Origin of the sequence: Marinibium conchae, assembly GCF_015595035.1 — a bacterium.
Classification (GTDB): Bacteria; Pseudomonadota; Gammaproteobacteria; order Enterobacterales; family Alteromonadaceae; genus Glaciecola.
In genome coordinates this window covers 543,348-557,191 of the sequence record NZ_JADNRN010000001.1, presented here as the reverse complement: position 1 = coordinate 557,191, position 13,844 = coordinate 543,348, and the positions used below count along the sequence as shown (strand labels likewise).

General features: G+C 37.8%; 13 protein-coding genes. All 13 read right to left on the bottom strand.

Translation table 11 applies throughout. From position 1 onward, the window contains the following. Positions 1–4: 4 nt before the first annotated feature. The 13 genes from ISG33_RS02290 to ISG33_RS02230 all read right to left on the bottom strand — a co-directional run bounded on the left by ISG33_RS02290 (position 5) and on the right by ISG33_RS02230 (position 13,828). Positions 5–1,537 carry an MATE family efflux transporter gene (locus ISG33_RS02290; protein ID WP_229333426.1) on the bottom strand — a complete coding sequence of 511 codons (1,533 nt, stop codon included), beginning with the start codon at positions 1,535–1,537 and terminating at the stop codon, positions 5–7. A 274-nt stretch (positions 1,538–1,811) separates the two neighbouring features. Beyond that, positions 1,812–2,531, bottom strand: a complete 720-nt coding sequence (locus ISG33_RS02285; RefSeq protein WP_195731938.1) for a dTDP-4-amino-4,6-dideoxyglucose formyltransferase — start codon at positions 2,529–2,531, stop codon at positions 1,812–1,814. Positions 2,532–2,546: 15 nt separating this feature from the next. Beyond that, positions 2,547–3,632, bottom strand: a complete 1,086-nt coding sequence (locus ISG33_RS02280) for a DegT/DnrJ/EryC1/StrS family aminotransferase (RefSeq protein ID WP_195731937.1) — start codon at positions 3,630–3,632, stop codon at positions 2,547–2,549. Then, positions 3,622–4,605, bottom strand: coding sequence for a Gfo/Idh/MocA family protein (locus ISG33_RS02275; protein ID WP_195731936.1), 984 nt, complete (start codon positions 4,603–4,605; stop codon positions 3,622–3,624). Before ISG33_RS02275 ends, ISG33_RS02280 begins: the two co-directional genes overlap by 11 nt. Continuing rightward, entirely contained in the window at positions 4,598–5,371 is a 774-nt protein-coding gene (locus ISG33_RS02270) for an NDP-hexose 2,3-dehydratase family protein (protein WP_195731935.1), read from the bottom strand. Before ISG33_RS02270 ends, ISG33_RS02275 begins: the two co-directional genes overlap by 8 nt. Positions 5,372–5,376: 5 nt before the next feature. Further along, a complete protein-coding gene (gene rfbA, locus ISG33_RS02265) occupies positions 5,377–6,246 on the bottom strand; it encodes a glucose-1-phosphate thymidylyltransferase RfbA (RefSeq protein WP_195731934.1) in 870 nt (289 codons plus the stop codon). Between the two features lie 3 nt (positions 6,247–6,249). Then, the gene (gene rfbB, locus ISG33_RS02260) at positions 6,250–7,296 is read right to left on the bottom strand and encodes a dTDP-glucose 4,6-dehydratase (RefSeq protein ID WP_195731933.1); all 1,047 of its coding nucleotides are present in this window, start codon (positions 7,294–7,296) and stop codon (positions 6,250–6,252) included. 6 nt (positions 7,297–7,302) lie between these two features. Next, positions 7,303–8,274: a GDP-L-fucose synthase gene (fcl, locus tag ISG33_RS02255; protein WP_195731932.1), complete on the bottom strand. Its 972-nt coding sequence runs from the start codon at positions 8,272–8,274 to the stop codon at positions 7,303–7,305. Between the two features lie 4 nt (positions 8,275–8,278). Beyond that, positions 8,279–9,412: a GDP-mannose 4,6-dehydratase gene (gmd, locus tag ISG33_RS02250; protein ID WP_195731931.1), complete on the bottom strand. Its 1,134-nt coding sequence runs from the start codon at positions 9,410–9,412 to the stop codon at positions 8,279–8,281. Positions 9,413–9,504: 92 nt separating this feature from the next. After that, a complete protein-coding gene (locus tag ISG33_RS02245; protein ID WP_195731930.1) occupies positions 9,505–10,938 on the bottom strand; it encodes a phosphomannomutase in 1,434 nt (477 codons plus the stop codon). Positions 10,939–10,946: 8 nt separating this feature from the next. Next, a complete protein-coding gene (locus ISG33_RS02240; RefSeq protein ID WP_195731929.1) occupies positions 10,947–12,350 on the bottom strand; it encodes a mannose-1-phosphate guanylyltransferase/mannose-6-phosphate isomerase in 1,404 nt (467 codons plus the stop codon). Between the two features lie 12 nt (positions 12,351–12,362). Beyond that, the gene (locus ISG33_RS02235; protein WP_370545292.1) at positions 12,363–12,866 is read right to left on the bottom strand and encodes a GDP-mannose mannosyl hydrolase; all 504 of its coding nucleotides are present in this window, start codon (positions 12,864–12,866) and stop codon (positions 12,363–12,365) included. Continuing rightward, complete coding sequence (locus ISG33_RS02230; protein WP_195731928.1) at positions 12,863–13,828, bottom strand: Wzz/FepE/Etk N-terminal domain-containing protein; 966 nt, start codon at positions 13,826–13,828, stop codon at positions 12,863–12,865. Before ISG33_RS02230 ends, ISG33_RS02235 begins: the two co-directional genes overlap by 4 nt. Between the last annotated feature and the right edge of the window lie 16 nt (positions 13,829–13,844).

The following is a 13,844-nucleotide window of genomic DNA, read 5'->3' as shown; positions in this document are numbered from 1 at the left end:
GTAATTAATTAGCCTGTAAATATTTACGTCGAAAATTAGACGCATAGCAAGAAAAAGTAAAAGCTGTGGCAATGACAATGATTCCAACCGACACTACAAATACCAGAGATGCCAACCGGCCAGCTATCTCTATATCAATAAGGAAGAGTGATAATGCAACCAATGCCGCAGGCAGCAGTATTTTAACTATATCGTTTAGCATCCACTTTATATATAGCCCTGGCTCCAATTTATGATGTACAAAAGCAATCCAAGTGAATAAGTATAAAACATTCATAAGCAACCACACATAACCAGCACCGATTCCACCGAAATTTGATGATGCGATAATGATAGAGGGGATCAATATAACAGCCAGACCTATATTTCCCATCAAATGATAACGAAGGTTTCCTAACGCGTATTGTAGATAATATGCCATGGCTGTAAATGACAAAAATAGATTACCCATTGCGTATAATTGCAATATTGGTGCAGACTGTGTGGCTACAATGTCGTCGCCAGTCCATGCAGCAAGCAGAGGTTTAGCCGCTACAACGAGGGTTAAAGATGCTGAGCCGGCGATTATGGCAATTAACTGAGTTGATTTTCTGTAGAGGTTAATCATCTCATTATGCTGATTTTCCGCAAAAAGTCGTGTCATCCTAGGCATAATAGCTGAACTTACGGGCCCTCCTAACACCATAATACCGTTAGCAACTAAAACAGCCAAAGTAAAATAGCCATACTCGTCCAAAGGCAATATACCAGATAAAACTAATTTATCAGTTTGAGTAACAAACACCCAAACAGAGGCTGTAAATGCAATCGTTACTGAAAACTTTAGTACTGGTTTTACAGGTAAAAAAGACCATCCTATCTTAGTTGATATGCATTGCTTACTTGGAAGTATTTGCGATGTTTTTAACATTAAGCCTATATTTTCGAGTAAGGCTATGCCGAACTGGTGAACGAAAAAAACTAATGGTGTGAATCCAAAAAACCACATGCTGACAAATACACCAACAAACCTCAGTGTAGCAACAAGGGCATTAAAACCGCTAAGCCATACTAATTGCTCAGCACCCGCAACAACTCCACGATGTAAGCCTGCCATCCAGCGCAGCGCTACACTAATTGCCATTATTTGTATTGCGATAACAACATCAGTAACTGCAAGGTTTTCTAGGTTTAGCCAGTTTTCTGCTATTAAATCCGCAGATAAGAACAACGCCCCTCCGCCCAGAACAGCGATAGTGATAAAAATCACAGATAGTGCACGATATAATTGCCTAAAAGCCAATACAGACACTGCTCCACCTCTATAACGAGCTGTTTCTCGTCCTATCGTGGGTGTCAAGCCTAAATCAAGCAAACCAAACCAGGCTTGTAACATGGCAAAAAAACCTACTAAACCGTATGCTTCACTACCCATATACTTTATATACATAGGTAACAACAAAATGCCGATCAAAGTAACATAAATTTGACTTATATAGTTTGCTAATATATTTTTTCTAAAAATTGTTGTCTGACTCCCGTTTGACTTGACTAACAATGCTTGGACACTTTAGTGAAGAATTTATAACTCAATACATTTTTGTATTTTAAATATTAACAATATTAGATATCTTTGGAAAATTAGATATTCAGTCGAGTATTTTTATTTCGGTATCGTTTAACATTTTTCTAATCATCTCACAGTCGCTTTAGGCTTGAAGTTAAATACATCAAAACACGTGTTGTCTTTTAAATTAACTAGAAATGTTTGCTAACAAAAGGTTTAGTATGGAAATAAAAATATTGTTAGGGTACCAAGCAAGGCTCACTCGCTAGTTTTTTTCAATATTTAAACTGATGAAGATCTTTGCTCCATCCTCAGAAAGAATATAAGCATTTTTATGATCCCCATGTGTCAAAGATCGCAATAAATTATAAAACTCTGAAAATGTTCCTTTACGGTCAAGATCAATATGGTTGATATTTCTAAAGTCTTGAATCGAGTTATAGTTTCCTTCATTAACCATAGGATGTGCGACATAACTTTGATCGATCAAGGAATTAAAAAAATTATCAAATAAATCTATTTCAGCATTTAAAACTCTCTCATAGACAGTTAATGACGTATCTTCCAGATTAACTTGAACATTTTTCTGTGCAATTATCGCTCCATGATCAATATCTTCGTCCATTTCATGAATTGTTGCCCCATGAGGAAGTCCGTTGTTAATAGCAAATACCTGTGGATACCAGCCTCTATTATAAGGATTGAGACCTGGATGTATATTTATACAACGAATCGAATTGACCAATTCAGCAGGAAAAATTTTTTTACAGTGGCAAGAAATAACTAAGGAGTATGTATCTATAACACTTTTATAATTTTTCTGAATATCAAGCACACACACATCATTGTGTTTTAAAAAAAGGTGTTCAGATGATGGACTACAGAAATAATCAAATTTGACATCGACCCTATTATGCTTTTCGCAAATAGCTTTGAATTTTTCAAAGATAATTACGTTGTCAGTTAAAACTAAAACACTTTTCATTTATTTACACTCATATTAAAAACACCTTTTGATCAATCGAACGATCCGCATTAACTCATTATCAGTTAAGCTTTTATATAAAGGTAAGCATAGTATCCTAGTAGATAGGCTCTCAGACACGGGACACTCTTGATAATCCACTATTTGTGATAAATGATTTAGTGATGGATAAAAATACCTTCGAGGATATATATTGTTTTCATTAAGTAAACTTTCAATTTTCAATAACATTACTTCTGATTTCAATACTATTGGAAAATATGAAAAATTGATCTCCCCCATAGATAATTTTTGAAAGCCAATACCTTCAATCTGACATAGTTCAGACTTATATTTTTTATATTTAACTTCGCGGTCATCTAGCACATCTGAATAATACTTCAGATTAGCTAAACCTAGCGCTGCATGAATTTCGGTCATTTTGCCATTAAATCCATCTTCAACAATGTCTTTATTATCATCATGACCAAAAAAGCGTATCCGCTCTAACTTTTTGCTTAAATCTAAGCTTTTAGTAATGCATGCGCCGCCTTCAGCCGTATTAAATAGCTTGGTACCATGAAAACTTGTTGCGGAAATATCGCCAAACTCTAGTAAACTCGAACCATTTATCTTACTCCCCATAGCATGTGCTGCATCATAAATTACTTTTAATCCGTGTTTTTTTGCAATGATTTCAATCGCATTAACATCACAAGGATTACCAAATACATGAACAGGCATAATAGCAACAGTTTTGTCAGTAATAAGCCCCTCTATTTTTTTGATATCAATATTAAAGGTATCTTCATCAATATCACAAAATACAGGTGTGCACCCTTCCCACTTAATGGCACTTATAGTAGCGACCCAACTAAAAGCAGTTGTAATAATTTCACCCTTCAGCTCTAATGCTTTTATTGCCATTTGAAGCGCAACTGTACCATTGGTAACTACGGAAAGATGTTCTATGTTAAGCGTTTTACACAAGTCTGCTTCAAGCTTTCTCACCAACGGACCATTATGAGTCAGTATACCTGTATCCCAAGTATCTTGTAATAAGTCAACGAAATCATTAAGCGGCGCTAGAGAAGGCTGTGTAACATATATATTATTTTTCATAAGATTTTTTATATACTCCAGATATTAATTTGGACTGATGAATAGACGAAGTATATTCCACTTCAACGGGTAAGACCTTATTGATCAATTTATAAAAGTACTGAAGCATATTCTCAAAGTGGTTTTCAGCATTCACGGTTAGAACTTTTTTACCATTCTCATTACATAGCTCTATCGTAGCATTTGTAGATGGAGGACATGTAAAAATCCGCCCAGCTCTAATAACCCCTTTAGACCCCCAGATCTCAAGCGAACATTGATAAAAATTATCAAATCCAAATGATATTTGAGAAACAACATCACCTGTTTCACTTTTAAGTTGTGCATTGCCCCATATATCAACCTGTTTTTCACCGCAGTAGCTCAGTGTGGCTGAGTCTACAAATAAATCTTCACCGAGCAACTCTTGGCTAACTTTTATTGGATATGCACCAGCATCTAATAACGCACCACCACCTAATTCTTTAGAATAGCGAATGTTATCCTCATCTAAAAAAGGAGGAAAGCCGAAACTACTTCTAAGATTTCTAATTGCTCCAATTTCACCACTAGTAATTAATTCCTTAATAACTTTTAATTGTGGATGAAATCTAAATTGAAAATTCTCAATTAACACCAACCCTTTGCTTTTTGCTAAGGATGTCAAGCTTTCAACCTGCCCTAAACTGCAAGCTAAAGACTTTTCTACCAAAACATGCTTTCCTTTAAGTAAAGATTTTTTTATCCATTCATGATGCATACTATTAGGTAATGGAATATAGACAGCATCAATATCTTCTATTAACAGTAGCTGCTCGTACCCAACGATACCTAGTGTTTCATATTTTTTTGCATAGACCTCTGACTTTTCGGCACTGCGACTACAAACAGCAAATAAATTAAATTCATCTGGCATGGATTGTATTGCTGGTATCACATACTTATCAGCAATGTTGGCGCAACCAATAACACCAATATTTATAACTTTAGACATGTGCAAGAATCCCCCTTACATGAGGGTTTATCCAAGCATCCTCCGTCAACAGTTGTTTTATTTGATATAAACTCAACCATATAAAATTGTCATTGGGTAATTCTATTTCCTCATCTGCTGGCACTTCTAATAAAATACCTCTGTTTCTTTTTAAGTGTAGACGACCACCATCTTCAGCTAGCCAACTATCAAATAAAACATTCAAATCTTCATTTTTTTCCCTGGACATAAAGAGCTCTGCGAAATGCGGTTTCCTTCCTCCATGGGCTTGATTCAAGTTAGCAAAAGTAGCTTGCAAGCTTGGGCTTATTTGTACTTTTCCATAGTTGCCAGGTTCTTCTTTAGCCTCACACAAATAATGAGGAACATCATTAAATCTTTTCTTTATAATACCGAGTAAACCACCGTCATAGCCAACCTGTTCTAAAATTGGTTGCTCCCAAGTGATGTCGACTTCTCTATTTTTTGAATTAACACGAAGACCATGAACAGTAAAAAAATCTCCTGAACAATGTGATATGTTTCCAGTCGAAGGATCCGCTTTCCATCCACTCACCTCATTTAGGGGAATATTTGTTACTGAGAGAGAGGAGGACTTCCTCTTCTCTATAAACCACTTTTTAACATCTTCAAGTGAATGAAATTGAGACCAATCATTGAGAGACTCAAAAAATGACTCTATTGTGTGAGGATAGATAGGCTCGTCGGTAAAACCCTTAACTTTATCTAGGAATAAACTGTACTGTTCATTAAATGAAACTTTCATAAATTTTACTCTGCAGTTATAAGTGACAATAGATACACTCCGTAACTATTTTTCATCATTGGTTGTGCGAATTGCTCTATTTGTTTAGAAGTTAGCCAACCGTTGTTGAACGCAATTTCTTCTAAACATGCAATTTTATAACCTTGGCGATGCTCTATAGTTTGCACAAAAGACGACGCTTCCAATAATGAGTCATGAGTGCCTGTATCTAACCAAGCAAACCCCCTACCAAGCATCTCTACATTCAATTCTTCTTGCTCTAAATATACATTATTTACACAAGTTATCTCTAATTCACCACGATGTGATGGTTTTATTGACTTTGCAATTTCAACAACTTGATTGTCATAAAAGTACAATCCTGTAACAGCATAATTGGATTTTGGTTTGCTTGGTTTTTCCTCAATAGAAAGAGCTTTACCAGCCTTATCAAACTCAACAACACCAAATCTCTCTGGATCTTTAACTTGATAGCCAAACACTGTTGCTCCCTTCTCTCTTGAAGCCGCATTAAGTAACTTAGGAGAAAAGCCTTGACCGTAAAAAACATTATCACCAAGAACTAAACAAACGCTGTCATCACCAATAAAATCTTCACCAATAATAAAAGCCTGCGCTAATCCATCGGGTGTAAGCTGAATTTCATAAGAAATATTGATACCAAATCGAGAACCATCGCCAAGTAATCTCTGATATCCGCCAATATCATCTGGTGCAGATATGATTAGAATATCGTTAATACCTGCGAGCATTAATACCGAGATAGGATAAAAGATCATTGGCTTATCGTAGATTGGCAATAACTGTTTTGAAACCCCCTGGGTAATTGGATACAGACGGGTTCCTGAGCCACCAGCTAAAACTATTCCTTTCATATTTTACGCTCCTAAACGCTCTCGCTGATATGAGCCATCTTGCACATGTTCGCACCAAGTCTTATTTTTCAAATACCATTCAACAGTTTTTCTGAGACCTGTTTCGAATGTTTCTTCTGGTTTCCAGCCTAGTTCTCGTTCAATTTTACTTGCATCTATTGCGTAACGCTGGTCGTGACCAGGCCTATCTTTAACAAAAACAATTTGATCTTGATAGTCAGTTTTTTGTGGCACTAATTCATTCAATAATTGACAAATAGTTTCAACCACCTCTATATTTTGTTTTTCATTGTGACCACCAACGTTGTAGGTTTCGCCTATATCCCCCTTTGTAACAACTTCGTATAGAGCACGCGCATGATCCTCGACATACAGCCAATCACGAACTTGATTTCCTTTACCATATATCGGTATAGCTTTACCGTCTAATGCATTCAAAATAACTAATGGAATTAGTTTTTCAGGAAAATGATAAGGACCGTAGTTATTTGAGCAGTTAGTTATAATTGTAGGTAAGCCGTAGGTGCGTAACCAAGCTCTTACTAGATGATCGCTTGAAGCCTTTGAAGCAGAATACGGACTACTTGGTTCATATGAGCTGGTTTCCGTAAATAAGTCGGTTGTACCTTCCAAATCACCATATACCTCATCTGTTGATATGTGATGAAATCGAAAAGTTAATTTCTGTTTAGAATCTAATTCCGACCAATATTGACGCGTTGCTTCTAATAACGTGTAAGTTCCTACTATATTAGTTTCGATAAAATCAGCAGGCCCATCTATTGACCGGTCTACGTGAGATTCCGCAGCAAGATGCATTACTGCTTCAGGCTTATACTTAGAGAAAATACGCTCTAATGCAATGCGGTCACAGATATCTGCGTGCTCAAAGCTATATCGCTCTGAGTTACTAACTTCTGATAAAGATTCTAAATTGCCTGCATAGGTTAATTTATCAAGGTTAATCACAGAATCATTCGTATTATTAATAACGTGCCTAATAACAGCAGAACCAATAAAACCTGCGCCACCCGTGACTAATATTCTCATTTATTTCTAACCTCTAAACTCATCTTGATTATTCAAAAACCACTCATAAGCTTTAGAAAGACCAGTTTCTAATGGCACCGAGTATTCCCAGCCTAATGCCTTAAGTCTGCCAACGTTCATTAACTTGCGTGGTGCACCGTCAGGCTTTGTCACATCAAACTTGATATCGCCTGTGAAACCTACAACCTTAGCAATCGTTTTAACCAATTCGTTGATTGTACAATCAACCCCAGTACCTATATTAATATGGCTTAATGTAGGCCCCGTATTATCATCGTAAATAGACTTATCCAAATTCATGACGTGAATAGAAGCATCGGCCATGTCATCAACATATAAAAATTCACGCATTGGTTTGCCGCTACCCCATGCAACGACTTTCTTATCACCATTTAATTTTGCTTCATGGAAACGACGTAATAATGCAGGAATAACGTGGCTATTTTGAGGGTGATAATTATCGTGTGCACCATAAAGGTTAGTAGGCATTACACTACGGTAATCTCGTCCGTATTGGCGATTATAACTCTCACATAGTTTGATGCCTGCTATTTTAGCCACTGCATAAGGTTCGTTAGTTTCTTCTAGTGTACCTGTTAGTAATGCAGTTTCTTGCATTGGCTGCGCGGCTAATTTAGGGTAAATACACGAAGAGCCTAAAAAAAGTAGCTGCTGAACGTTTGATAGATGGGCACTATGAATAACGTTACACTGTATCATTAGGTTTTCATATATGAAATCTGCGGGGTAAGTATTGTTTGCAACAATCCCCCCTACTTTGGCAGCTGCTAAATACACTTGTTCGATTTGTTCAGCTTGAAAAAAATCAAGTACCTCCCGTTGATTAGCTAGATCTAATTCAGATCGACTGCGAGTGATAATGTTAGTGTGGCCACTTTTTTCAAGCTGACGAACAATTGCCGACCCGACCATACCTCGATGCCCCGCGACAAATATCTTAGTATTTAACCCTGTCATACTGTTAACCCTGGTTTTCAATTGACATAGCTACGTTATGACCGTGCGCTTTTAGTAATGCGTGCTGTTTTGCTTTACTTAAATCATTCTGTACCATTTCAGCACACATCTCTTCTACTGTAATTTGTGGTACCCAACCTAACTTTTCTTTCGCTTTAGAAGGATCACCCAATAATGTTTCAACTTCAGCAGGACGGAAATAACGCGGGTCAACACGCACAATAACATCACCAACCTTTAATGCTGATGCGTTATCTCCCGTGATAGCCTTAACTGTCGCTATTTCATCAATACCTTCACCGGTAAATTCAAGCTCAACACCAACTTCTCTAGCTGATAATGATACAAATTCACGTACAGATATTTGTTTGCCCGTCGCGATAACAAAATCATCTGCGGTTTCCTGCTGTAGCATCATCCACTGCATTCGAACGTAATCTTTAGCATGTCCCCAGTCTCTCAATGCATCCATATTTCCAAGGTACAAACATGTCTCTAGACCTTGTGAAATATTCGCAATAGCGCGTGTTATTTTACGGGTAACGAACGTTTCACCTCGGCGGGGTGATTCATGGTTAAACAATATACCGTTACATGCATACATACCATATGATTCACGATAGTTAACAACTATCCAGTACGCATACATTTTTGCTACTGCGTAAGGCGAGCGTGGATGAAATGGCGTCGTTTCTTTTTGCGGAATTTCTTGCACTTCACCGTATAATTCAGAGGTAGACGCTTGGTAGAACTTAGTTGTTTTTTCCAACCCCAAAAAGCGGATCGCTTCTAACAAACGTAGTGTGCCCATTGCATCTACATCAGCGGTATATTCTGGACATTCAAAAGAAACAGCAACATGAGATTGGGCGCCTAGATTATATACTTCATCTGGCTGCACATCTTTGATGATACGCGTTAAGTTAGATGAGTCTGTTAAATCACCATAATGCAGAAAAAACCTTTGATTGTTTTCATGGCTATCTTGATAGATATGGTCAACACGCTCGGTATTTAATGATGAAGCGCGGCGTTTAATACCATGAACCTCATAACCTTTTTCCAATAAAAACTCAGCAAGGTAAGAGCCATCTTGACCTGTAACCCCCGTAATTAATGCAACTTTATTCTTTGACATTTTTTCATTCCTATACTTAACTTTAAGTCTTTGCCGTGTATCTGCAAAATAAAAAATAATTTTTTAATACTGACTAACATTAGCCAAGAATATTACATTATTCGAATTTTCTTCAAACTCGTAATAACACATTCACTGGCCTTTAAATAATTTTCAGCCTCTGCATAACAGCGTAATTCTGGCGCATTACCTGATGGACGAAGATGAATAATGCGGTTATCAATTAACGTAATTCTTAATCCGTCAGTTTCATCTATATTTTTAATTTCTGCCGTTGAATAGCCTATTTGAGCTAACAGTTTTGTAGGTTCTTGCTTGCCTCGTGCGATTATTGCTTGGCTTTTTTCAATGGCAAAATTTTGAATACGATCGCTGTGTGTGTAACGTTTCGGTAATGCATCAACTAAAGTTGAGATAACACCTTCCTTTGCGGCATATAATAGCATAATTGCCGGTAACAGAGCGTCTCGTGTTGGTAATGCCTTTAATGGTTTCCCATTTAGTTGCAAATCACTACCCAATAAAAAGCCGCCATTGGCCTCAAAACCTGCTACGGTATTGAACTTTTCGTTTAAATTTGAAAATTCTGCGATAACATAAGGGGAGCCTATTTTTGTACGCTCAACATGAGCAAATTTATTACTTAATTCGACAGCTGTATTGCAGCTGATAGGGACAGCTAAAGCTTCAATGCTAAGTGCATCGGCCGTTAACAAACCAAGAATGTCACCACGTAACCAATTACCATTCTCATCTGATATTAGTGGACGATCTCCATCCCCATCGGTTGAAAAAACAGCATCTAGGCTATACTCTTTAGACCACATGACAGCTTTTTGTTTGTCTTGATCTGACACCGCTTCAGTATCGATAGGTACGAAATGCTCTGTTCGACCTAAAGAAATTACTTCGGCACCTAACGTTTCAAAAATACGGTAATATATATCGCGTCCTGCGCTTGAATGCTCATAAATACCAATGCGTTTACCTGTTAAAAACGGCGTCGAAAATAAAGAGGCATAACGCGAGATATATTCTTCTGCCCCACGTTTATTTACTGTCAGTTCAACAGTGCCTACAAGTGGAATAAATTCAATTTTTTCAGTAACAATTACTTGCTCATCAGCTTTGCTGATTTCACCATCGGGCCGATAAAATTTAAGACCGTTACGGTCAAAAGGTATGTGGCTACCAGTGACCATAATAGCTGGAATTTCGTCCGCTTGCGCGATATAGGCTAACGCGGGTGTTGGTATTACACCGTAATAGACAACGTCAAGATTTAGCTCTTTAAGCGCATTGGCACAGGCTTGCGCCATCGCATAACTGCTAGGGCGATTGTCAATAGCGATAGCAACAGTTTTAAAACTGAAATTGCGTTTCATTCCCGCGATGAATGCAACTGAAAAGGCTGCACATACATCAGGCGTAAATTGGGCTACTAAACCTCGGGCGCCGCTGGTGCCAAAAGCAACGCCGCTTTGTGCGATAACATTTGAGCTAACTAGTTTTGAATTTTCTGACATTTTACTACTTATGCTCGACCGTAACGATCGGCAAAACGAACAATATCATCTTCACCTAAGTATGAGCCTGACTGCACTTCAATCATTTCTAGCGCCACTTTACCTGGGTTTTCTAAGGCGTGAACTACACCAATAGGGATATATGTTGATTCATTTTCTGTTACTAAAAAGGTTTTGTCACCATTAGTAACCTTTGCTGTGCCTGATACAACAATCCAATGTTCAGCTCTGTGATGGTGCATCTGAATAGATAATTTTTCACCTGGGTTAACAGTAATACGTTTCACTTGATAGCGCTCACCACTATCAATAGCATCATATTTACCCCATGGCCGGTAAACTTCTCGGTGGATTTTAAATTCACTGCGCTTTTCGGCTTTCAGTTTTTCAACAATTTTCTTAACATCTTGCACTTTGTCTTTACACGCCACTAATAAGGCATCTTTCGTATCGACTATAACAACACTATCTAATCCGATAGTAGCTATAAGCCGATCTCCACCATGAATATAGCTGTTAGATGTGTTTTGTAAAAGGGTATCACCAAAGGCTGCATTACCCTCTTTGTCTTTTTCACTGACGTCCCATAAAGCAGACCAAGCGCCAATATCATTCCAGTCGGCATCTAACGGAACAACTACTGAATCTTTGGTATTTTCCATAACCGCATAATCTATTGACTCATCAGGACATAGAGCAAATGCTTCAGCGTCTAATCGAACAAAATCGCTATCGTGCGTAGTATGCTCCAGAGCTTTTTTACATGCTTGCGATATTTCAGGGCGATATTTTTGAAGCTCTTGTAGGTATCGGCTTGCTTTGATTAAAAACATGCCGCTATTCCAATAATATTCACCACTTTCTACATAGGTAGCTGCGGTATTTAAATCAGGCTTTTCTACAAACGCGTTTACGTCATAACCGCTTGAGCCTGATACTGCATTACCACGCTTGATATAACCGTAACCCGAATGGGCTTGTGTCGGAATAATGCCGAACGTTACAAGCTTACCTGATTGAGCAAGAGAGATTGCACTTTTAACTGCATCAGTAAAGGCATCGGTATTTTGAATAACGTGATCTGCGGATAATACAAGTAATAGCGGATCATTGTCATTTACTGTCGCTTCAGCTGCCAGCGCAATTGCTGGTGCTGTATTACGACCAACGGGCTCTAAAATTATTGAGCCTGTTATATCCAACTCGCGTAATTGCTCTGCAACAATAAAACGATGTTCTTCGTTACAAATAATCAAAGGAGCGTTGACATCAAGATTCGACAAACGTTGTACCGTTGTCTGAAGCATAGTTTGCTGACCAGTTAAAGCAAGAAACTGCTTGGGGTATAAAGCGCGACTAAGTGGCCACAAGCGAGAGCCTGAGCCACCGGCCATAATAACGGGAGTAATCATCTATATTCCTAACTATAAATTTGTAATCAAAATATCAGCTTGTTTATCTTTCTGAAAATACCATTTGGTATGAAGATGGACATCATCATCATCTAACAACATGTCTTCTGAAAACCAGTGGTAATCGTTATGTTGAACAACAGGTAATGACTCAGTAGTACCATCAAAGATCACTTCATAGGCCAAAACTATATAATGCGTTGTGAATGGCTCCTCAGAAAAGTTATCCTCATAAAAATGCTGATAGACGCCTTTAAAACAACTCGACGTTTTATCCATGCCTAACTCAATTTTAAGTAAGCGACTATAGGCTTGTTCAACTGATTCACCTTTTAATACTCTGCCACCCGGTACGAACCACGAGCCTTGTGCGGGTCGATTTACGCGTTTTCCTAATAAAATTTTACCTTGGAGATCGCGCACCACAAAATCGATCGAGACTAGTGGAGTCGAAGCAACAATGATTTTAAAGGTTTCTTCAGATAACATTGGTAGTATTACTTTCCCATTATTCAATACGTTTTATCATTTCTAGATCGTACGAAATACAAAACTAACACGATAAGTACACCAAGAATTACACCTAAAAAAGCACCTAAAACACAAATCAATCCTCTTTTAGGCTTTGCTTTCAACTCTGGTACAACTGCAGGGTCAAGTGTTCTAAATAAATATTCTGGGCTTGCATTAGCCAACATAATTGTTTCAGTTTGTGATTGTATGAGCTCAAAAAAGCCTGTTTGTAACTCTAACAACTTTGTTTGTTCTATTTCATTTAGTAAATAATCAATTGAACGTTGGGCTTGTTTTACATCTTGATTGCGAATCGTATTATTTATGTCTTGTATTAACCAATCCACCCACTGTTTGGCAACATAGGGGGAATGATGCTCAATTGCAATAGTTATAAAACTTGATTCCTTATCCTGCGAAACAAACAACAGTTGCCTAAATTCTTTATACGCTTCTTGAACAGATGGTTCTGACTTTCTCGGTGCTTTAGCTTCTCTGACCCAAGCTTGACTAGCTACATCATAAATTTCAGGGTCTATCAATATTTCATTGTTGTTTGAATCCCAACCGTTACTAGCCATCAAATCTACCATGACAGGGTGCTTATCAACAAAATCAGCAAAAAAGGTACGAGACTTTAATACTTCAATACCCATGGTGGTTTTATCAAAACCCCCACCGCCTATTGATACACCAGCCAATGAAGCAAGCCCACCAAACTTATTTGCCAAGCCATTCATGCCGCCACCATCACTACTAACCGGTGATAGTAAAGCTTCCGCTCTGTATATATTCGGCATAGAAAGCGCGATGAAAACAGCAATAACGCTACTCACAAACGTGCTTAGTACTATGGTGACCTTTCCAGCCCAAAGCGCGGAAAATAGTTCTCTTAGGTCAATTTCATCATCGTTCAGAGACCTATCGTTCAATTCAGAATTCTGCTTATGATTATTTTCTGTCATTTAGTTCTCTACGAAA